General features: G+C 42.6%; 12 protein-coding genes, 13 tRNA genes and 3 rRNA genes. All 28 read left to right on the top strand.

Features of this window, described 5'->3' with window-relative positions; translation table 11 throughout:
• Positions 1–5: 5 nt before the first annotated feature.
• Positions 6–200, top strand: coding sequence for a hypothetical protein (locus AC3XNE_RS00140; protein ID WP_489832229.1), 195 nt, complete (start codon positions 6–8; stop codon positions 198–200).
• Between the two features lie 344 nt (positions 201–544).
• The gene (locus AC3XNE_RS00135; RefSeq protein ID WP_489832228.1) at positions 545–811 is read left to right on the top strand and encodes a phosphocarrier protein HPr; all 267 of its coding nucleotides are present in this window, start codon (positions 545–547) and stop codon (positions 809–811) included.
• Positions 811–2532: a phosphoenolpyruvate--protein phosphotransferase gene (ptsP, locus tag AC3XNE_RS00130; RefSeq protein ID WP_489832227.1), complete on the top strand. Its 1722-nt coding sequence runs from the start codon at positions 811–813 to the stop codon at positions 2530–2532. Before AC3XNE_RS00135 ends, ptsP begins: the two co-directional genes overlap by 1 nt.
• A 223-nt stretch (positions 2533–2755) precedes the next feature.
• Positions 2756–3934, top strand: coding sequence for a glycosyltransferase family 4 protein (locus AC3XNE_RS00125; protein ID WP_489832226.1), 1179 nt, complete (start codon positions 2756–2758; stop codon positions 3932–3934).
• A gap of 23 nt (positions 3935–3957) precedes the next feature.
• Positions 3958–4983 (top strand): glycosyltransferase family 4 protein, encoded by a 1026-nt coding sequence (locus AC3XNE_RS00120; protein WP_489832225.1) that lies wholly within the window; start codon positions 3958–3960, stop codon positions 4981–4983.
• A complete protein-coding gene (locus tag AC3XNE_RS00115; RefSeq protein ID WP_489832224.1) occupies positions 4983–5996 on the top strand; it encodes a lysylphosphatidylglycerol synthase transmembrane domain-containing protein in 1014 nt (337 codons plus the stop codon). Before AC3XNE_RS00120 ends, AC3XNE_RS00115 begins: the two co-directional genes overlap by 1 nt.
• Before the next feature lie 237 nt (positions 5997–6233).
• The gene (locus AC3XNE_RS00110) at positions 6234–6467 is read left to right on the top strand and encodes a YkuJ family protein (RefSeq protein WP_489832223.1); all 234 of its coding nucleotides are present in this window, start codon (positions 6234–6236) and stop codon (positions 6465–6467) included.
• A gap of 110 nt (positions 6468–6577) precedes the next feature.
• The gene (locus AC3XNE_RS00105) at positions 6578–8659 is read left to right on the top strand and encodes an LTA synthase family protein (protein ID WP_489832222.1); all 2082 of its coding nucleotides are present in this window, start codon (positions 6578–6580) and stop codon (positions 8657–8659) included.
• A gap of 809 nt (positions 8660–9468) precedes the next feature.
• Positions 9469–11033, top strand: a 16S ribosomal RNA gene (locus tag AC3XNE_RS00100).
• A 75-nt stretch (positions 11034–11108) separates the two neighbouring features.
• Positions 11109–11181: transfer RNA gene (locus AC3XNE_RS00095), tRNA-Ala, on the top strand.
• 171 nt (positions 11182–11352) lie between these two features.
• A 23S ribosomal RNA gene (locus tag AC3XNE_RS00090) occupies positions 11353–14276 on the top strand.
• A gap of 90 nt (positions 14277–14366) precedes the next feature.
• Positions 14367–14483: ribosomal RNA gene (rrf, locus tag AC3XNE_RS00085) — 5S ribosomal RNA — on the top strand.
• The 16S, 23S and 5S rRNA genes sit together here with 13 tRNA genes alongside, the layout of an rRNA operon.
• A gap of 9 nt (positions 14484–14492) precedes the next feature.
• Positions 14493–14565 (top strand) — tRNA-Asn (locus AC3XNE_RS00080).
• Positions 14566–14575: 10 nt separating this feature from the next.
• A tRNA-Ser gene (locus AC3XNE_RS00075) sits at positions 14576–14665 on the top strand.
• A gap of 9 nt (positions 14666–14674) precedes the next feature.
• Positions 14675–14746 (top strand) — tRNA-Glu (locus tag AC3XNE_RS00070).
• Between the two features lie 4 nt (positions 14747–14750).
• Positions 14751–14823, top strand: a tRNA-Val gene (locus tag AC3XNE_RS00065).
• A 14-nt stretch (positions 14824–14837) separates the two neighbouring features.
• Positions 14838–14911 (top strand) — tRNA-Asp (locus AC3XNE_RS00060).
• Between the two features lie 44 nt (positions 14912–14955).
• Positions 14956–15028: transfer RNA gene (locus AC3XNE_RS00055), tRNA-Phe, on the top strand.
• Positions 15029–15032: 4 nt separating this feature from the next.
• Positions 15033–15115 (top strand) — tRNA-Tyr (locus tag AC3XNE_RS00050).
• A 10-nt stretch (positions 15116–15125) separates the two neighbouring features.
• Positions 15126–15199, top strand: a tRNA-Trp gene (locus AC3XNE_RS00045).
• A gap of 6 nt (positions 15200–15205) precedes the next feature.
• Positions 15206–15278, top strand: a tRNA-His gene (locus AC3XNE_RS00040).
• Between the two features lie 8 nt (positions 15279–15286).
• Positions 15287–15358 (top strand) — tRNA-Gln (locus tag AC3XNE_RS00035).
• 22 nt (positions 15359–15380) lie between these two features.
• Positions 15381–15451, top strand: a tRNA-Cys gene (locus tag AC3XNE_RS00030).
• A 48-nt stretch (positions 15452–15499) separates the two neighbouring features.
• Positions 15500–15584, top strand: a tRNA-Leu gene (locus tag AC3XNE_RS00025).
• A gap of 434 nt (positions 15585–16018) precedes the next feature.
• The gene (locus tag AC3XNE_RS00020) at positions 16019–17317 is read left to right on the top strand and encodes an ammonium transporter (RefSeq protein WP_489832221.1); all 1299 of its coding nucleotides are present in this window, start codon (positions 16019–16021) and stop codon (positions 17315–17317) included.
• Between the two features lie 187 nt (positions 17318–17504).
• Positions 17505–19655, top strand: coding sequence for an anaerobic ribonucleoside-triphosphate reductase (nrdD, locus tag AC3XNE_RS00015; RefSeq protein WP_489832220.1), 2151 nt, complete (start codon positions 17505–17507; stop codon positions 19653–19655).
• Positions 19656–20342 carry an anaerobic ribonucleoside-triphosphate reductase activating protein gene (gene nrdG / locus AC3XNE_RS00010; protein WP_489832219.1) on the top strand — a complete coding sequence of 229 codons (687 nt, stop codon included), beginning with the start codon at positions 19656–19658 and terminating at the stop codon, positions 20340–20342. It begins immediately after the preceding gene.
• 382 nt (positions 20343–20724) lie between these two features.
• A complete protein-coding gene (locus AC3XNE_RS00005; RefSeq protein ID WP_489831357.1) occupies positions 20725–21618 on the top strand; it encodes an IS982 family transposase in 894 nt (297 codons plus the stop codon).
• Positions 21619–21631: the final 13 nt, after the last annotated feature.

The following is a 21631-nucleotide window of genomic DNA, read 5'->3' as shown; positions in this document are numbered from 1 at the left end:
GAGATATGACGAAGGACTATCATCAAATTTTGGAGCAATTACGTGCGGGAGATATAGAAGAATTTGCGGTCGCTACTGATGAATTTATGGATTTTCAAAAAGCATTAATGGAATATTCACACCGTAAAAAAGTAGTTGGGACAGCAAAAAGGGGTGGTGGCGCAGTCTACCGTTATGATCATGCGTCTGAGCACGAGTAACAAAAGACATCGCGCAGCAAAGATCCTCTTAAAAATAAATATTGCACAAACCGATTTTAAAAGAATGAAAACTATGAAAATCAAGAATTGTGCCCCATGATATTTTTAAGGCACCCACTTTCTCTTCAGGTTGTCAATTTGGTATTTTAAAAAGCCTCTGCTTTTCGTTAGACGTTAAAACAAACTTGTTTTATCACATGATACATGGTATTATTTTTTTAGCGAGTTTTACCATAAAGTAGCATTTTGGGGACATTTTTAAATGTAAACGTGTTCGAAAAATTTGTCTAACTTTTCACTGGTCAAACTCAACAATTTATATACTCAAAGGAGAATGGTTTAAAATGGAAAAGAAAGACTTTCACGTAATTGCAGAAACAGGTATTCACGCTCGTCCTGCTACTTTGTTGGTACAAGCAGCAAGCAAATTTAATTCTGATATCACATTGGCATTCAATGACAAATCAGTTAACTTGAAATCCATCATGGGTGTTATGTCTTTGGGTGTTGGCCAAGGTTCAGACGTAACTATCTCTGCTGAAGGTGCAGATGAAGCAGACGCTATTACAGCAGTTGCTGAGACAATGAAAAAGGAAGGACTTGCTGAATAATGACGAAAATGTTGAAGGGGATAGCAGCCAGTGATGGTATTGCCGCAGCTAAAGCTTACATGCTTGTGCAACCCGATTTATCATTTTCCGAAACAAAAATTGATGACCCTGAAGCTGAGGTTGCCCGTTTAAATGATGCTGTTGCAGCTTCTAAAAAAGAACTTGAGGTCATTAAAGATAAGGCTGCTGAAAATTTGGGTGCTGATGAGGCTGAAGTTTTCGAGGCACATTTGACCATTCTTTCTGATCCAGAAATGTTGGGTCAGATCAGTGATAAGATCAAGAATGAAAAGGTTAATGCAGAAGCTGCAGTCAAAAGTGTCACAGACATGTTTATCGAAATGTTTGAAGGCATGACTGATAATGCTTATATGCAGGAACGTGCCGGAGATGTGCGCGATGTTACTAAGCGTTTATTAGCTCATTTGCTTGGTGTAACTTTGCCTAGTCCAGCTTTGATCAACGAGGAAGTTGTCATTGTGGCTCATGATCTGACACCATCTGATACTGCCCAGTTAGATCGTAAATATGTTAAGGGATTTATCACTGATATCGGTGGACGGACATCGCATTCTGCGATCATGTCACGGACATTAGAGATCCCTGCGATCGTCGGTTCAGGTACAGCTACTGATGATATCAAGGCTGATCAAACAGTGATCATCGATGGTATCAATGGTGATGCTTTGGTTGACCCAAGTGATGATGAATTAAAAGAATATGACAAGAAAGCTAAAGATTTTGCTCAGCAGAAAGCACAATGGGCTCAGTTAAAAGACGAACAGTCCGTAACTGCTGATGGCAAGCAGGTCACTCTTGGTGCAAATATTGGTACACCAAAAGACGTTGCTGGCGCTAACGACAATGGTGCTGAAGCAGTTGGCTTGTTTAGGTCTGAATTTTTGTACATGGATGCTTCTGAATTGCCATCTGAAGATGATCAGTTTGAAGCATATAAGCAAGCAGTTGAAGGTATGAACAACAAGCAGGTTGTTGTGCGGACAATGGATATTGGTGGCGATAAGGAATTATCTTATTTGCCATTGCCTGACGAACAAAATCCTTTCTTGGGTTATCGTGCTATCCGGATCTCCTTGGATCGCCAAGATATTTTCCGGACACAGTTACGTGCTTTGTTGCGCGCTTCAGCTTATGGCCGTTTGGCGATCATGTTCCCAATGATCGCTACGGTCAAAGAATTCAAGGATGCTAAGGCGATTTTTGAAGAAGAAAAGGCTAAGTTAGTAGCTGACGGTGTTAAGGTTTCCGATGATATCGAAGTCGGTATGATGATGGAGATCCCTGCCGCCGCTATGATCGCTGACAAATTGGCTAAGTATGCTGATTTCTTTAGCATTGGTACTAACGACCTGATCCAGTATTCAATGGCTGCTGATCGGGGAAATGAACGCGTTTCATACTTGTATCAGCCATATAATCCTTCATTGTTACGCTTGATCAAGAACATCATCGATGCTTCCCATAAGGAAGGCAAATGGACTGGCATGTGTGGTGAAATGGCCGGCGATCAAGTCGCTGTTCCGCTGCTTGCAGGTTTAGGGTTAGATGAATACTCAATGAGTGCTACTTCGATCTTGAAGACTCGTAGCTTATTGAAGAAACTTGATACTAACAAGATGAAAGCATTAGCTGATCAGGCTGTGACTGAATGTGAGACAACTGAAGAAGTCGTCGATTTGGTACACAAGTACACTGACTAGTTTTAGATAAAATTGTTGCTCGAATAACGCACTTTTAGTGGGCTTATTCGAGCTTTTTTGTGGTGGACGGTTTGACATGTTGCTGTAAGACTGTATAATCAGCTTTGTTATTTTAAAGTTGAATTGTTTAAAAAATGATTCTGTTAATGGGCATTTAGTTGCTTATAGTGGTCGAAAACAATATAATGATACATGACTATTATTCAGACTAAGGGGGATCACCGTGAACATAGGTATATTTACAGATACATATTATCCACAGGTCAGCGGTGTTGCGACGTCGATCAAAACATTGCGTGAGCAACTAGAAAGTCTAGGGAATAATGTGTATATTTTTACAACAACGGACCCTAAGGTAGATAAAAACGTTTTTGAAAGAAACGTTTTTCGTTTTACAAGCGTTCCTTTCATTTCATTTACAGATCGCAGGATCGCAGTCCGGGGACTATTTCAAGCGTATGAGATCGCCAAGGAGCTTAACTTAGATTTGGTGCATACACAGACGGAGTTTTCGATGGGGATGATCGGTAAGTTCGTTGCTAAAAATTTAAAGATCCCTTGTGTACACACTTACCATACAATGTATGAGGATTACTTGCATTATGTTATGAAAGGCAAGGTTTTGCGACCTTCACATGTTAAACAGCTCAGTAAAACTTATTGTGAGCACATGGCAGGGATAGTCGCTCCTAGTACACGTGTCTTGGATACTTTGACAAGTTATGGTGTCAAGGAGCCTATCTCAGTTATTCCAACAGGAGTAGACGTTAGAAAGTTTGCGGGGCAAAAAAACAAGAAATTACGGCAAAAGTATCATATCGAACCTGAAACGCCATTGATGCTGACAGTAAGTCGTGTGGCTTTCGAAAAAGATATCGATCGTTTGATAGACGCTTTTCCTGAGATCCAAAAACGCATACCAGACGTAAAGCTTATGATCTGTGGTGATGGCCCGGCTAGGGAACAGCTGTGTGAACAAGTCTCGCATATGGGTTTAACTGATAAGATAATTTTCACGGGTGAGATCGATCATGATGAGGTGCCGGCCTATTATCATATTGCGGACCTGTTCGTTTCTACTTCTATTTCGGAGTCACAGGGGTTGACTTTTATCGAAGCGATCGCTGCGGGATTGAAGGTTGTCGCTGCGAGTGGACCGTACACTGACGATCTTTTAGATGATCTGAATGTCGGGACTACTTTTGAAACTCCTGTTCAATTTGTGCAAGACGTTGTTGCATATTTAAATGAACCAACTAAATATAATGACCAAAGAATGCGCGATGAAAAAATTGCCAGCATCTCAGCCGAGCATTTTGGAGAACAGATCATGCAGTTTTACCAAGACAGTTTTGCATTTTTCGCCGAGACTCAAGCAAGTCGTTCGCGAGAAAGCATCTAAAATTTTGTGTAGGAGCGATAAAGATGTTAACAATACGAATGTATTCGTCTGCCGCTAAGGTCGATGGTCAAGGAGTTGGCAGTGCGTACTCTGAATTGATCAACTTGTTGGAAAAACATTATCCGACAAGTCTTAATCTGATAGTCAATCGTTTCGGTAGTGCTGATCTTAGTCATTACCATACGATCGACCCGCAGTTTTATTTATCGACATTTTCTAGTAAGAGTGGGCGTAAGATCGGTTATGTCCACTTTTTGCCGGAAACGATCAAGGGCAGTTTACAGATGCCGCGGTGGATGCTCAGGATCTTTAATTCTTATATGATTTCTTTTTACAAGAGAATGGATGCTTTAGTAGTGGTCAATCCTTCTTTCATCCCAAAGTTAGTCGGCTATGGGATCTCCGAAGATAAAATCACTTATATCCCTAACTTTGTTTCTAAAAAAGAGTTTCATCCGCTTAAAGTGGAGCAAAAACAGCAACTGCGTACACAACATAGGGTAGATCCTAATAAGTTTACCGTGATCGGAGTTGGTCAGATCCAGGAACGTAAAGGTATCGTTGACTTTATCAAACTAGCGCAAAGTTTGCCTAACGTTCAGTTCATTTGGGTCGGCGGCTTTTCTTTTGGTAAGATGACAGATGGATATAATGAATTAAAGAAAGTTGTCGATGATCCACCGGCTAATTTAGATTTTCCTGGTATAGTAGCTCGGCACGAAATGAACGAATATTATAATATGGCCGACTTATTTTTGTTACCGTCTTATAACGAACTATTTCCGATGAGCGTTTTGGAAGCTTTTAGTTGTGAAGTGCCGGTCTTATTGCGTGATTTAGACTTATATCATTCGATTTTGACTGGCTACTATGAGCCGGCAGAGGATGTAAAGCAAATGAAGGATAAGATCGTCAATTTGAAGACTGACAGACAAGCGCTCGATGATTTAAGGGAAAAGGCAGTTCGCGCTTCAGCTTACTACAATGAAGATCATCTGGCTGAAATTTGGCGTGAATACTATGAAAGACAAGCAAAGTTGGGCTGCTAATGAATTGGAAAAATAAATTGAGTCTCGTTGTTGTCATTCTAGTTGGTGTAGGGATCTTTGTTTATTCTATGAAGGATGTTCCTTTTAATATTATTAAAGATGAGATCACCGATCTAAAGTGGCAATGGTTAATTTTGGCAGTGCTTAATATGCTGGTCTCACTTTTGTTTGAAGGTTTGATAGTTTATGTTTTACTTCGGAAACAGTATCCCGATTTCCGTTTTGGGGATGCTTTTCGTGTGCCGTTGATCGAACAATTGTTTAACGGTATCACTCCTTTTCAAAGCGGAGGACAACCCGCTCAGCTGTTTGCATTATTACAGTCAGGGATCGATGCTGGTAGGGCTGCATCTAAAATGTTGATGAAATTTGTGGTTTATCAATCGATGATCGTTGTTTGTTTTTTGATCAGTTTAGTTTTCCAGTTTCATTATTTAGCGGCGAAGCTGCATGCACTTTCAGTTTTTGTGGTTTTCGGTTTTTTGATTCATTTTCTCGTTATCGCCGGCCTTTTAATGGTGATGTATTGGCATTCGCTGACGAAAAAGTTGATTCAATTCCTTTTAAAACCCGTTAAGTGGTGGGCGAAACCAGAAACTTACCTGCGTTACACAGACTACTTCGAGGAAAAAATCGATAATTTTTACTATGAAAGTTTAAGTCTCCGTGATGATCCAAGAACTCTGGTCAAAGTTAGTTTGTTAACTTTAGGTCAGCTTTTCTTTTACTATGTCATCCCGTATTTTATTTTACTTTCGTTAAAAGTGACCAACATTGATCCAGTGACCGTAGTAGGAATGCATATCTTGATCGTAATGATCATTTCGCTTTTCCCTTTGCCTGGCGGTTTAGGTGGTGCAGAGTTTAGTTTTTCTGTTATTTTCTCAACCTTTTTAAGCCAAAATGGCAAAGTAGTTTTAGCGATGATTTTATGGCGGTTGATCACGTATTATATGGGGATGTTCTTAGGTATGGGAGGCATGTCTGTTAAACCCCATAAAATAAAAAAGTAAACTTCTGAAGGTTTGGTTTTTCCAAGCCTTTTTTGTTTGGACGCTTTTATGTTTAGTTGTTACTTTTTAAGTATCGTTAAAAACTATGCGTAAAACAACTTAATTTAAGGATTTCAATTTTATTTTGCCTGAAAAAATGTTATTATCGTTTTTGTATGTAACAGATATATTAAGTATTGATGAATTATGAGGCTTGATGCTTAGTAATAGCTTTAGAGAGCAGAAAAGGGGTTTGTCATGGAAAATTCACAACTAGTTGCGATCATTTCACGGTTAGATGCAATGATCAAAAGTGCTGATGATGAAGTAGTTTCAAGGCGTTTTGAAAAAGAAGGGGAAGAACGTGGTGTGGTTACTTATGACCCAAAAGCAAACGCCTTTGAATTAGAAGAGATCGGTACAAAACAAAAATTTCAATTCGATAACATTGATCTTGCAGCAATTGAAATTTACGACCTGCTTGATTATTGATCATCGATTATTAAGTTAAACTGAAGATATAGTGTTTTCAGTTTTTCTTTTTTTATTGAGACCTTATACTTGTTATCAGGCAAGTTTTTAATTTGGAGGAATTTTGTAAAATGAATTCGTTTTTTAAGAAAACACGACAGGTTTTAAGTTCCAGAGCAGGTTTTTTCTGGCTAGTCCTTTTTTTATTCTGGTTTAAAACATACCTTAGCTATCAAAATAACTTTACTTTAGGTGTCAATAATTCAATGCAGCAGTTTTTGCTGTTTTTGAATCCGATACCTTTCGGGTTGCTTTTGTTAGGTATTGGTTTATATTTTCGTGGTAAAAAGACATACTGGATCGAGATCATTGTTAGCTTGCTCCAATCTATCTGGTTGTTTGCAAATACCTTATATTACCGTGAGTTTTCAGATTTTTTATCATTCGGTATTATTAAATCCTCAAGTTCAGTTTCAAATAACTTAGGTTCTAGTATTTTAGAGATCATCCATCCAGCCGATTTCTTAGTATTTTTGGATGTTGTGCTCTTGATACTTCTGATGTCATTTAAAGTGATTCAGCCAGATATGTCTAAGGCCAAGAGACGTTATGGTGTTATTACCTCTGTTTTAGCTATTGTTTTATTTGGTGCCAATTTGAGCCTGGCAGAAAGTGATCGTTCTCAATTATTGACACGAACGTTTGATAATAACTATATTGTCAAGTACCTGGGGATCGACTTTTTTGCAGGGTATTCCGCTTACCAAACTCACCAACAGACTTCCACTAGAAAAAATGCCAGCAGTAGTGACGTAGATAAAGTTTTGGATTTTGTCAATAAGAATCGTTCTCAGCCTAATGTTTCATATTATGGTAAAGAGAAGGGGAAGAATGTTTTTATCCTACATTTAGAAAGTTTTCAACAATTTTTGATCAATTATAAGTCAGATGGAGAAGAGGTAACTCCAAACATCAATCGCTTTTATAAAGATCAACATACAATGTCATTTGATAACTTCTTTAATCAGGTCGGACAAGGAAAAACATCTGACGCTGAAACGATGTTGGAAAATTCTCTGTTTGGTCTACCCTCGGGTTCTAGTATGACGTCTTATGGTTCTTCTAATACTTACCAAGCTTTGCCAGCCTTTTTAGATCAGAAGGGATACTCCACAGCTTCTATGCACGGAGATGTTGGTAGTTTTTGGAATCGTGACAATACGTACAAGTCATGGGGTTACCAATATTTCTTTGATTCTGCTTATTTTGATGATAAGGATGACTATAATAATGGTTATGGGATGAAAGATAAGATCTTCTTAAAGCAGTCTGCTAAATATCTTGAACAGTTGCCGCAGCCGTTTTATGCTAAGCTGATCACTGTTACAAATCACTACCCGTATGATCTTGATAAGCAAAACCAAGACATAGATAAAACAAAAACGGGTGATAAGACTGTTGATGGCTATGTTCAAACTGCGCGTTATTTAGACCAAGCATTTGGTGAATTTATCAGTTATCTTAAAAAGTCTGGCCTATATGACAAGTCCGTTATCGTTGCTTATGGTGACCATTATGGGATCTCAAATAATCATCCGAAGGCTTTGGCTAAACTTTTAGGCAAGAAGTCTGTTTCAAAGTATGACTTGGCAATGTTAGAGAAAGTACCATTTATGATCCACTCCAAGGATATGAAAGGTGAAGTCAACCACACTTATGGAGGAGAAATCGATGTTATGCCAACTTTAATGGATCTGCTTGGCATTAAAAATGATGATACTATTCAGTTAGGTAATGACTTGTTGTCGACCAATAGAAATCAAACAGTTGCTTTTCGGAATGGGGATTTTGTTTCACCTGATCTAAGTAAGATCGGTAGTAAGGTTTACGATAATCAGGGTAGAAAAGTGGATACAAAAAAACTTACTGCCCAACAAAAACAGATCTTGAAGGAACAACAAGAGCATACGGATAAGATTTTGTCCACGTCTGATAAGATAACCACGGGAGATCTGTTGCGTTTCTATACTCCGCAAGACTTTAATAAAGTAGATAAGTCGCAGTACAAATATAAATACTCCGATGGTGTTAAGGCTTTGAAAAAGGCCCAGCGTGAAAAGAAAACCAGCTTGATCGAGCAGAATGGTGGTAAATCCACTCAAGACCTATATAATACTGATGCTCCTGAATTAAAAGATGATGATAATAAATAGTTGCCTTAAAGTTAAGCCGAACCTTGCTTTTGATAAAGAATTTAGTTTAGAGATCGCTTTTTGATTTCTAAACTATTTTTTATTCTTTGGAAATGTATTTTCTGAAAGCTGGATGCGTCATGTTATTGTTGGTTTATATTGGCCAAGTGAGTAAGGCAGAATTTTTGTTAATGGCTGAATCTTTCGTTGTGGGTGTGTTTAATAAAGGTATGAGTTGGATCGGAATTATCCGCTCATTGGATCGTGATCAAGTGAATATCGATTATTTAATTTTTCAGATACATACTTGAAAAGTTAATTTTGATAAATGAGAACTTTTATAGCGGAGAAAAGACATAATTTGAGATAAACACAAACATTATATTATTTTTTAAGCTTTTTGTTAACATCAATAAATTTAAATCCCGAAAAACAAAAAAGTTGTTGACGTAGTTTAAAAATGTTGCTAAGATAGTATTTGTCGCTAAGGCAGTGCAACAAATTGTTTTTTATCACAATTTATAGTTGACAGTCTACTAAATGACATAGTATACTTTTGCAGTTGTGTATTTTATTTTTCTAGGGTATTATTGATATCTTAGTAATTGTGTAAAGAGTTAGACATTATTTACAGAATAAAGATTGAAATAATCGTTTGACAATCCTGTTAGACGATGGTAAGATATCTTTTGTTGTGAATTAGCAAGTAGATCTTTGAAAACTGAACAAAGTTTCGACAAATCAAATGTGTGAGGTCGCTTATCCTAGTGATAAGTGCAAACAACATTTGCGAAGTCAATTCGCTAGTAAAATTTATGAGTCACAAACTTTAAAATGAGAGTTTGATCCTGGCTCAGGACGAACGCTGGCGGCGTGCCTAATACATGCAAGTCGAACGCAAACTGTCGACACTGAATGCTTGCATTCAGCGTTGGCAGGGCGAGTGGCGAACGGGTGAGTAACACGTGGGCAATCTGCCCAAAAGTGGGGGATAACACTTGGAAACAGGTGCTAATACCGCATCGACCGGCTGACCGCATGGTCGGCCGGGTAAAGACGGCTTTTAGCTGTCGCTTTTGGATGAGCCCGCGGCGTATTAACTAGTTGGTAAGGTAACGGCTTACCAAGGTGATGATACGTAGCCGAACTGAGAGGTTGATCGGCCACATTGGGACTGAGACACGGCCCAAACTCCTACGGGAGGCAGCAGTAGGGAATCTTCCACAATGGACGCAAGTCTGATGGAGCAACGCCGCGTGTATGAAGAAGGTCTTCGGATCGTAAAATACTGTTGTCAGAGAAGAACACGGGATAAAGTAACTGTTGTCCCGCTGACGGTATCTGACCAGCAAGTCACGGCTAACTACGTGCCAGCAGCCGCGGTAATACGTAGGTGGCAAGCGTTGTCCGGATTTATTGGGCGTAAAGGGAACGCAGGCGGTCTTTTAAGTCTGATGTGAAAGCCTTCGGCTTAACCGGAGAAGTGCATTGGAAACTGGGAGACTTGAGTGCAGAAGAGGAGAGTGGAACTCCATGTGTAGCGGTGAAATGCGTAGATATATGGAAGAACACCAGTGGCGAAAGCGGCTCTCTGGTCTGTAACTGACGCTGAGGTTCGAAAGCGTGGGGAGCGAACAGGATTAGATACCCTGGTAGTCCACGCTGTAAACGCTGAATGCTAGGTGTTGGAGGGTTTCCGCCCTTCGGTGCCGCAGCTAACGCACTAAGCATTCCGCCTGGGGAGTACGATCGCAAGATTGAAACTCAAAGGAATTGACGGGGGCCCGCACAAACGGTGGAGCATGTGGTTTAATTCGAAGCAACGCGAAGAACCTTACCAGGTCTTGACATCTTTTGACCATCTGAGAGATCAGCATTTCCCTTCGGGGACAAAATGACAGGTGGTGCATGGCTGTCGTCAGCTCGTGTCGTGAGATGTTGGGTTAAGTCCCGCAACGAGCGCAACCCTTATTGTCAGTTGCCAGCATTCAGTTGGGCACTCTGGCGAGACTGCCGGTGACAAACCGGAGGAAGGTGGGGATGACGTCAAGTCATCATGCCCCTTATGACCTGGGCTACACACGTGCTACAATGGACGATACAACGAGTCGCGAGACCGCGAGGTTCAGCTAATCTCTGAAAGTCGTTCTCAGTTCGGATCGTAGGCTGCAACTCGCCTACGTGAAGTCGGAATCGCTAGTAATCGCGGATCAGCATGCCGCGGTGAATACGTTCCCGGGCCTTGTACACACCGCCCGTCACACCATGAGAGTTTGTAACACCCAAAGCCGGTGCGGTAACCAGTTGGAGCCAGCCGTCTAAGGTGGGACAGATGATTGGGGTGAAGTCGTAACAAGGTAGCCGTAGGAGAACCTGCGGCTGGATCACCTCCTTTCTAAGGAAAAATTACGGAAACTCACACGATTTGTACAGAAACTTTGTTTGGTTTTGAGAGGTCTACTCTCAAAACGGGGGTTTAGCTCAGCTGGGAGAGCACCTGCTTTGCAAGCAGGAGGTCAGCGGTTCGATCCCGCTAACCTCCATTGATGGCAACAGCCATCATGGGTCCGTTCTTTGAAAACTGAATAACATTTATTTCTTGATCAATAATTTTATTAAACCGAGAACACCGCGTTTGAAAGAGTTTCAAACAAGAATTCAAAAATGAAGTAGTAAACGCAAACTCATGACCCATTTATCTACGATAAATGTCAGGTCAAGTTAGGAAGGGCGCATGGTGGATGCCTTGGCACTAGGAGTCGATGAAGGACGTGACTAACTGCGATATGCTTCGGGAAGCTGTAAGTAAGCAATGACCCGGAGATCTCCGAATGGGGCAACCCGATGACTGTAACGAGTCTTGATCGCTGGCTGAATACATAGGTCAGGCGAGGACAGACGCAGGGAACTGAAACATCTAAGTACCTGCAGGAACAGAAAGAAAGATCGATCCCCTCAGTAGCGGCGAGCGAACGGGGGACAGCCCAAACCAAGAAGCTTGCTTCTTGGGGTTGTAGGACTGGACATTTGAGTTAGCAAGAAGCACTGTAGCTGAACGGCTTGGGAAAGCCGGCGAAACAGGGTGACAGCCCCGTAAGCGAAACAGTCCTTCCTCAGTCCAGGATCCTGAGTACGGCGGAGCACGTGAAACTCCGTCGGAATCCGGGAGGACCATCTCCCAAGGCTAAATACTGCCTAGTGACCGATAGTGGACCAGTACCGTGAGGGAAAGGTGAAAAGTACCCCGGGAGGGGAGTGAAACAGTTCCTGAAACCATGTGCCTACAATTAGTCAGAGCCCGTTAAGGGGTGATGGCGTGCCTTTTGTAGAATGAACCGGCGAGTTACGTTAACGTGCCAGGTTAAGGTGGAAAGACCGGAGCCGCAGCGAAAGCGAGTCTGAACAGGGCGACTGAGTACGTTGACGTAGACCCGAAACCAAGTGACCTACCCATGTCCAGGTTGAAAGTGCGGTAAAACGCACCGGAGGACCGAACCCGTGTATGTTGAAAAATGCTGGGATGAGGTGTGGGTAGCGGTGAAATTCCAAACGAACTTGGAGATAGCTGGTTCTCTCCGAAATAGCTTTAGGGCTAGCCTCGGGAGTTAAGGATCGTGGAGGTAGAGCACTGTTTGGACTAGGGGCCCGTCTGGGGTTACTGAATTCAGATAAACTCCGAATGCCACTGATCTTGTCCCGGGAGTCAGACTGCGAGTGATAAGATCCGTAGTCGAAAGGGAAACAGCCCAGACCACCAATCAAGGTCCCTAAATATGTGTTAAGTGGAAAAGGATGTGGGATCGCACAGACAACTAGGATGTTGGCTCAGAAGCAGCCACCATTCAAAGAGTGCGTAATAGCTCACTAGTCGAGTGATCCTGCGCCGAAAATGTAACGGGGCTAAACACATTACCGAAATTGTGGATCCGACCGTCAGGTCGGGTGATAGGAGAGCGTTCTAAGGGCGACGAAGCCGGACCGTGAGGACCGGTGGAGCGCTTAGAAGTGAGAATGCCGGTATGAGTAGCGCAAGGTCAGTGAGAATCTGACCCACCGTAAGACTAAGGTTTCCTGGGGAAGGCTCGTCCTCCCAGGGTCAGTCGGGACCTAAGCCGAGGCCGCAAGGCGTAGGCGATGGGCAACAGGTGGAGATTCCTGTACTGGACCGGTCTGTTTGAGCGATGGAGGGACGCAGGAGGCTAACGGAGCGTGCAGCTGGAAGTACACGTCCAAGCAGCGAGTTGCAGGACGAGTCAAATGCTTGTCCTGGCGGAAGATGAGCTGTGATGGGGAGCGAAATTTAAGTAGCGAAGGAAGTCAGGTCACACTGCCGAGAAAAGCTCCTAGCAAAGATCGGTCCACCCGTACCGCAAACCGACACAGGTAGTCGAGGAGAGTATCCTCAGGTGAGCGAGTGAACTCTCGTTAAGGAACTCGGCAAAATGACCCCGTAACTTCGGGAGAAGGGGTGCTGGTCTGACGACCAGCCGCAGTGAATAGGCCCAGGCGACTGTTTATCAAAAACACAGGTTTCTGCAAAATCGTAAGATGATGTATAGGGGCTGACGCCTGCCCGGTGCTGGAAGGTTAAGAGGATGAGTCAGCGTGAGCGAAGCTCAGAATCGAAGCCCCAGTAAACGGCGGCCGTAACTATAACGGTCCTAAGGTAGCGAAATTCCTTGTCGGGTAAGTTCCGACCCGCACGAAAGGCGTAACGATCTGGGCACTGTCTCAACGAGAGACTCGGTGAAATTATAATACCCGTGAAGATGCGGGTTACCCGCGACAGGACGGAAAGACCCCATGGAGCTTTACTGTAGCTTGATATTGGGTGTTGGTGCAACTTGTACAGGATAGGTAGGAGCCGTAGAACACGAGACGCTAGTCTCGTGGGAGGCAGTGGTGGGATACTACCCTCGTTGTATGAACACTCTAACCCGCGCCGGTTGATCCCGGCGGGAGACAGTGTCTGGTAGGCAGTTTGACTGGGGCGGTCGCCTCCCAAAAGGTAACGGAGGCGCCCAAAGGTTCCCTCAGAATGGTTGGAAATCATTCGCAGAGTGTAAAGGCAGAAGGGAGCTTGACTGTGAGACTGACAAGTCGAGCAGGGACGAAAGTCGGGCTTAGTGATCCGGTGGTCCCGCATGGAAGGGCCATCGCTCAACGGATAAAAGCTACCCTGGGGATAACAGGCTTATCTCCCCCAAGAGTCCACATCGACGGGGAGGTTTGGCACCTCGATGTCGGCTCATCGCATCCTGGGGCTGTAGTCGGTCCCAAGGGTTGGGCTGTTCGCCCATTAAAGCGGTACGCGAGCTGGGTTCAGAACGTCGTGAGACAGTTCGGTCCCTATCCGTCGCGGGCGTAGGAAATTTGCGAGGATCTGTCCTTAGTACGAGAGGACCGGGATGGACACACCGCTGGTGTACCAGTTGTCTTGCCCAAGGCAGCGCTGGGTAGCTAAGTGTGGTCGAGATAAACGCTGAAAGCATCTAAGTGCGAAACTCACCTCAAGATCAGATTTCCCATTCCTTTCTGGAAGTAAGACCCCTGAGAGATGATCAGGTAGATAGGATGGCAGTGGAAGTGCCGCGAGGCATGGAGCGGACCATTACTAATCGGTCGAGGACTTGACCACAGAGTGGCGCAGGACTCGGTGAAAGCAGCGAGCAAGGATGAATGTTAGTCAGTTTTGAGGGAGCGGATCTCTCAAAGAAAGAAATACGAGTGCGGTGGTGCGGGCACGAAGGCTACACCTGTTCCCATGCCGAACACAGCAGTTAAGCTTCGTCACGCCGAGAGTAGTTGGGGGATCGCCCCCTGTGAGGGTAGGTAGCTGCCGCGCTTGTTTTATTCCGGCATAGCTCAGTTGGTAGAGCATCTGACTGTTAATCAGGGTGTCGACGGTTCGAGTCCGCCTGCCGGAGTTTTGTTGATGGAGAGTTGTCCGAGTGGCTTAAGGAGCATGATTGGAAATCATGTAAGGGGGGATGCCCTCCTTCAAGGGTTCGAATCCCTTACTCTCCGTAAATAAATGACCCGTTGGTCAAGTGGTAAAGACACCGCCCTTTCACGGCGGTAACATGGGTTCAAATCCCGTACGGGTCATATTGGAGGATTAGCTCAGTTGGGAGAGCGTCTGCCTTACAAGCAGAGGGTCACAGGTTCGAGCCCTGTATCCTCCATTTAATAAGTATTTGGTCCTATGGTGTAGGGGTTTATCACGCCTGCCTGTCACGCAGGAGATCACCGGTTCAAATCCGGTTAGGACCGTTAGAATAAGGTTCATTCTTATTCAATATATGATTGATGTCAATGGCGCGGTAGCTCAGTCGGTAGAGCAACGGATTGAAGCTCCGTGTGTCGGCGGTTCGATTCCGTCCCGCGCCATTATGGAAGGGTAGCGAAGTCTGGCTAAACGCGGCGGACTGTAAATCCGCTCCTTCGGGTTCGGTGGTTCGAATCCACTCCCTTCCATCAATTTTATAGGGATATAGTTCAAGGGCAGAACAACGGTCTCCAAAACCGTCGATGCGGGTTCGATTCCTGCTATCCCTGCCATTTATGGCGGTAGTGGTGAAGTGGTTAACACACCGGATTGTGGCTCCGGCACGCGTGGGTTCGACCCCCACCTACCGCCCTTATTATTGGGGTATAGCCAAGTGGTAAGGCATGGGACTTTGACTCCCACATGCGCTGGTTCGAATCCAGCTATCCCAATAAGGGTTTGATCCTATAAAATGGCGGTATAGCCAAGTGGTAAGGCAGAGGTCTGCAAAACCTTTATCACCGGTTCAAATCCGGTTACCGCCTTTGGTTGCTTTAGGCGCTAACGTATAGTATAATTAGTTTTGTTGTTATGCCGGTGTGGCGGAATTGGCAGACGCGCTGGACTCAAAATCCAGTTCCCGTTGAGGGAGTATCGGTTCGACCCCGATCACCGGTATTTATATATATCTATCAGTAGTAAACGTCTAGAAATAGGCGTTTTTTTTTATCCAGAAAAACTATCCAAAAGATTAAATGACCTTGAGTTGGTAAGTGGTGTTTGGTAAGCCGTGTTCAATCGGACGGATTTTATAGGAGTATTGAAAATTATATAATTACCTCATAAATTAGGTTGAGGTGATTTTTTTGGAAGATAAGTGTGATTTTCCACGAGCTAAGCTCGACGCTCTGCGACAAAATGTAAACAGTGTTTCTCTTTGATCAACCAGTGTACTGTGAGCCAATGTAAATTGAAATAGAAGTATACCAAATGTAAAAAGATGTAACACAAATCTCCTTAAATAAGACTGTACCAACAAAAAAATTGACTAAAGTATTGCATACCGCTCGTAATATGTTAGAATTTATAACATACATTTGAGGAGGATGCATATGAACGCAGTGAACACAACTTTTTTAATACTTGCAACAATCTTGGTTTTTAGCATGACACCAGGGCTGGCTTTCTTTTATGGGGGATTGGTTTCAAAAAATAACGTAGTAAATACCATGTTATCAGTATTTGTACTTTGTGGTCTGTCTGTAGTCTTATTTATTGCGGTTGGTTATGAGCTTTCATTTGGAGCTGACATCGGTGGAGTGATCGGGCACGTATCTCATTTCTTTTTGAGCGGCTTCGACCTCAATGCTGTCAAAGATCCACAAATGGGATTGACCCATGCAATTTTTCTGGCATTTGAGATGATGTTTGCGATCATTACACCTGCTTTATTTGTTGGCTCTATCGTGGGACGGATGCACTTTAACTTCTTGATGATCTTTGTTATTTTTTGGAGCTTATTTGTTTATTATCCTATGGTACATATGGTTTGGACACCAAATGGTTTACTGGCATCATTAGGAGTTTTGGATTTCGCTGGCGGGACTGTTGTTCATATCAATGCTGGTGTAACTGCATTACTACTTTCACTATTTCTCGGGCCGCGTTTGAAAAAGAATGATGAACATTATAATTTATCGTGGGTTTTGTTAGGTACTGCGATCTTATGGATCGGATGGTATGGTTTTAATGCTGGATCGGCTTTTTGGGTGGATAATGTTGCGTTGAATGCATTTTTAACGACTACTGTTGCTACGGCTGTAGCAATGTTAACTTGGCTCTTATTAGAAGTCTTTTTAAAGGGGAGACCAACTCTAGTAGGTGTGTGTACCGGTGCTTTGTGTGGCTTGGTCGGAATTACCCCCGGTACGGGTTATGTAACTAATACGGGCGCGTTTTTTATCGGCGCTTTGTGTGCTGTCGGCAGTTATTTCTTTGTAAATTCTGTCAAGCCGCGTTTAAAATTCGATGATCCGTTGGATGCATTTGGCTGTCATGGTGTTTCCGGTATCATTGGTTCGGTCTTGGTCGGAGCTTTTGCCACACATAAGGTCAATTCAGTTGTTGTCGATAATGGTTTTTTCTACGGTGGTGGATTTAAATTAATTGGGATCCAGTTACTGGGAACCGTGATCAGTATCGCCTTTACTGCTATCTTGGTAACAATAATTATTATGGCCTTAAAGAAATTCGTTCAGATGCGAGTTTCTCAGGCAGACGAAAATGTTGGGTTGGATGTTAGTTTACACGGAGAAAAAGCTGATTACCAGATCGATTCGCATTTCCATGATGTTTCAAACTATCACGAAGAATTTAAGGGTCAGTTATCTCGTTTTAATAAGAGGACTTGAAAAAATTTTAACGAAGGGCATGTCCGTTTGAAGGACATGCCTTTTTTTATGCGCCAAAGATTATATCGTGTGAAATTTGTATTGGATATCTATATATAGTATGATACTGACTGTTGAAAGACAATATCTTGTGAATCAATAGTGCGAGATCGTCTTACATGATGCAAGAAGGGGGATAATCGTATTGATGGACGTTAAGAAGCATTTAAAAATAAAAGTTAATTTACCAAAAGAAGTAGTAAAACGTGATGGTTATCCAGTGACGTTTGAGCTGTATAAATTGGAAAATGTGCTCGAAAAATTATCTTTGCAAACAGATATGGCTGCTTTGTTAAATTCCTTGTTAAGTTCATTTAACGGTCGTAGCTCCGTTACTGCGCAAGAATTGGCGCAAAAAATGGTGGAAGTGCTCAACTATTTTGGCTATCAAAATGAGGCTCAAGAGTATCAGGCTTACCGGCAAAAGGAAGAACAAACTTGGAAAGAACAGACAGATCCGAGTACGCGACTAGAAAGATTACTTTCACAAGATCCGGAGTTAGTACATGAAAATGCCAATAAGGATAGTAATGTTTTTAATACACAGCGTGATCTGACCGCAGGTACTGTCGGAAAAACCTTAGGCTTGAAGTTGATGCCCGAACATATTGCAAAGGCACATCTCCGTGGTGATATCCATTATCATGACCTTGATTATACCCCATGGAGCCCGATGACTAATTGTTGTCTGATCGACTTTAAAGAAATGTTGACTAACGGTTTTAAAATCGGTAATGCTGAGGTCGAAAGTCCGCACTCTATTCAGACGGCTACTGCCCAAATGTCGCAGATCATCGCTAATGTTGCTTCGAGCCAATACGGTGGTTGTTCTGCGGACCGCGTGGACGAACTATTAGAGCCATTTGCTTTTAAGAATTACCACAAGCATTTGACTGAAGGTGCAGAATTTATTGAGGACAGTTCGAAGCTCAAGCAGTTTGCCAAAAAAAGGACCAAAAAAGATATTTATGATGCAATGCAGGCCCTGGAATATGAGATCAATACTTTATTTTCATCTCAAGGACAAACTCCATTTACGACCTTGGGATTTGGTCTGGGCACTTCATGGATCAGTCGCGAGATCCAAAAGTCGATCCTAAGGATCAGGATCACCGGACTAGGTAAGGAGAAAAGAACAGCCATTTTCCCTAAACTTGTTTTCACGATCAAAAAGGGGGTCAACTTTGCTCCTGGAGATCCTAATTACGATGTGAAAGAGTTAGCCATTGAGTGTGCAACGAAGAGGATGTATCCTGATGTTTTGATGTATGACAGGATCAAAGAGATCACGGGTAGCTTTAAAGTCCCGATGGGTTGTCGTTCCTTTTTACAAGGATGGCAGGATGAAAATGGTGATGAGGTCAATTCCGGACGGATGAATCTTGGCGTTGTAACAGTTAACTTGCCGCGGATCGCCTTGGAATCTCAAGGAGATTTTAAATTGTTTTGGCAAATTTTTGAAGAAAGAATGAACGTTGCGAAGACTGCTTTAGACTTTAAAGTTAACCGTGTTTTGGACGCAACACCTGAAAATGCGCCGATCTTGTATCAGTATGGAGCATTTGGTAAACGTTTGAAACCAGATGATGATGTCTCAGTCATGTTTGACCATGAGCGTGCGACTGTTTCTCTAGGGTATATCGGCTTGTATGAAGTAGGAACTGTGTTCTTTGGCCCAGACTGGGAAAACAATAAAGAGGCTCATGATTTTACTGTTTCGATCGTTCGGGCTTTGGATGCTCATTGTAAGAAGTGGTCAAAAGAAACAGGTTATCACTATAGCGTTTATTCGACACCAAGTGAGTCTTTGACTGATCGTTTTTGCAGATTAGACCTAGAAAAATTTGGTAAGTTGAAAGATATTACTGCTAAGGAATATTATACTAATAGTTTCCATTATGATGTTCGTAAACACCCAACTCCTTTTGAAAAATTGAATTTTGAAAAAGATTATCCCCCTTTCGCAGCTGGTGGTTTTATTCATTATTGCGAATATCCAAATCTCAGGCAAAATCCGAAAGCGCTGGAGGCTGTTTGGGATTGGGCTTACGATAAGATCGGTTATTTAGGGACTAACACCCCGATCGATCACTGCTATAAATGTGGTTTTCAAGGTGAATTTAAAGCGACGGCACGTGGCTTTGAATGCCCAGATTGCGGGAATCATGATCCTAAAACATGTGACTGTGTTAAGAGGACCTGTGGCTATTTAGGTAACCCATTGCAACGGCCGATGGTCCATGGCAGACATGTTGAGATCTCATCCCGCAAGAAAAACAAATCAAGTGAGATGAAATAAATGGGAGAGCAGATCCGGATCACAGTCAATGGTGACACCGACTTTGTTGATAAGTCAAGTTTGGCGCGTACTGATACCACTAAAGCCAAAAAAAGGCCTGAGAAAAAAAGGAAAAGACGTCGCACTCCCAAAAACCCTCGTCCGCAAGAATGGTTAGCAAAAGACCTTTCCCAAGGGTATATTGCAGATTATAAACCCTTTAACTTTGTTGACGGGGAAGGAGTTCGTTGCAGTTTATATGTCAGCGGGTGTATGTTTTCTTGTCCCGGTTGCTATAACAAAGTTGCGCAACAATTTAGTTACGGTAAAGCATATTCTAAAAAATTGGAAGATCAGATCGTAGCTGATATTGGTCAAAGCTTTTGCCAAGGGCTAACCTTGTTAGGCGGAGAACCTTTCTTAAATACACAGGTTTGCTTGTCTTTGATCGATCGTTTAAGAAAAGAGTATGGCTCAAGTAAAGACATCTGGTCGTGGACTGGGTATACATGGGATGAGTTGCAAAAAGAGTCGAGCGATAAGTTAGAAATGTTGTCAAAAATCGATATTTTAGTTGATGGGCGTTTTTTGGAACCGCAAAAAGACTTGACCTTGCAGTTTAGAGGTAGTTCCAACCAAAGGATCATTGATGTCCAAGCTTCCTTAAAAGCCGGCCACGTCATCTTATGGAAAAATTTAGTTCATTAGTGAAAAAGTAGCAAGTACTCGTTGAAGTGCTTGCTACTTTTTGGTCGTGCTTATAGTGGTCTATGATAAAACATAATTATATTATAAATAAACCATTCTGATATGAATTTCACAACATATAAATTTGGCGTTTGATACAGCATTAGAAACGACTAATAATTAGAGTTAAATAAATGTTATCTAATGAAAATAATGTTATGTATAGCAATGTAATCCCTGTATATTTAGACAAATTCTAAACAAAAAGTGGCATTTTTACAAAAATATTTCAAAATAAACGCGTGGTGCTAGTTCGTAACATTCAACTATTTAGTACAAAATTTTACAAAAAAAGCCCAACAAGGTTAGACTCTTAAGTGACTTAAACAAAGGAGACCTGATCTTGTTGGACCACTTAAAGTTTAAACAAAAACGACATAATTTACAAGTCAATTTAGCTCAACTTAAAGTTCTTTGTGCTGAGCTTTATCAAAAATACTGCCCGCGCTATATTTCGCAACGCCGTAACACCACTAAGTCTCGTGTTTCTGATGTGCAGATCTTAGCCTTACTGTGTTTACAGGTCATTACACAGATGCACTCCCAGCGTAAATTCTTTGCCTGGGCACAGACCTTCATCCCACATCAATTGAACATTGAGCGCTCCCGTTTTAACCGACGAGCACAACGTCTTCTCCCAGTGGTCATGGCCATGCGGCAGGGGTTGACTCGCGACTATGCGCAAACAGGACAGTTTGCGATCATTGATAGTTTGCCTAACCCTTTATGCCAAAAAGTTAGAAATAAGCGGGCCAAGGTTTTCCGCGGCATAGCTGACCTAGGCTACAATGCGACCAAAGACATGTATTTTTACGGGTTTAAGACTCATTTTGAGACCTCGCTCAGCGGTTATATCTTAAATTACACTGTCACCGAGGCCTCTAAACATGACACCCAAGCGGCGTCAACTTTGATCGCAGGCTGTCCGTGTCCCTTTGTTTTAGCGGATGTCGGTTATGTGGGACAGCCCTTACAAGAAGATTTTGGCGAGCTAGGTTATGAGCTCTGGACACCTTACCGTTCAAACATGAAAGGAGCCAAACAGCACAATGTTCCGGCTTTGAAAGATCTCCGGCGCACGATCGAATCCCGTTTCTCGATCCTAGTTGAAGATTATGGAATCGAAAAAAATCTCACGCGGTCAGTGGTAGGCTTTTGGTTAAAAATTGAATTGACCGTCTTTATTTATAATTTAGGCTTTTTTGATTTTACAGAAAATAGAATTATTACGAACTAGCACCACGCGTTTC

Source organism: Ligilactobacillus sp. JN-6 (Y).1, from assembly GCF_058111525.1.
Note: the sequence above shows the minus strand (reverse complement) of the source record. Positions and strands in the feature narration are given on the sequence as shown.

Bases quoted from the DNA above. Each gene is read 5' to 3' on its own strand.
- AC3XNE_RS00135 (WP_489832228.1), top strand. From the start codon at position 545: ATGGAAAAGAAAGACTTTCACGTAATTGCAGAAACAGGTATTCACGCT.
- nrdD (WP_489832220.1), top strand. From the start codon at position 17,505: ATGGACGTTAAGAAGCATTTAAAAATAAAAGTTAATTTACCAAAAGAA.
- AC3XNE_RS00110 (WP_489832223.1), top strand. From the start codon at position 6,234: ATGGAAAATTCACAACTAGTTGCGATCATTTCACGGTTAGATGCAATG.
- AC3XNE_RS00020 (WP_489832221.1), top strand. From the start codon at position 16,019: ATGAACGCAGTGAACACAACTTTTTTAATACTTGCAACAATCTTGGTT.
- AC3XNE_RS00115 (WP_489832224.1), top strand. From the start codon at position 4,983: ATGAATTGGAAAAATAAATTGAGTCTCGTTGTTGTCATTCTAGTTGGT.
- AC3XNE_RS00120 (WP_489832225.1), top strand. From the start codon at position 3,958: ATGTTAACAATACGAATGTATTCGTCTGCCGCTAAGGTCGATGGTCAA.
- AC3XNE_RS00105 (WP_489832222.1), top strand. From the start codon at position 6,578: ATGAATTCGTTTTTTAAGAAAACACGACAGGTTTTAAGTTCCAGAGCA.
- AC3XNE_RS00140 (WP_489832229.1), top strand. From the start codon at position 6: ATGACGAAGGACTATCATCAAATTTTGGAGCAATTACGTGCGGGAGAT.
- nrdG (WP_489832219.1), top strand. From the start codon at position 19,656: ATGGGAGAGCAGATCCGGATCACAGTCAATGGTGACACCGACTTTGTT.
- ptsP (WP_489832227.1), top strand. From the start codon at position 811: ATGACGAAAATGTTGAAGGGGATAGCAGCCAGTGATGGTATTGCCGCA.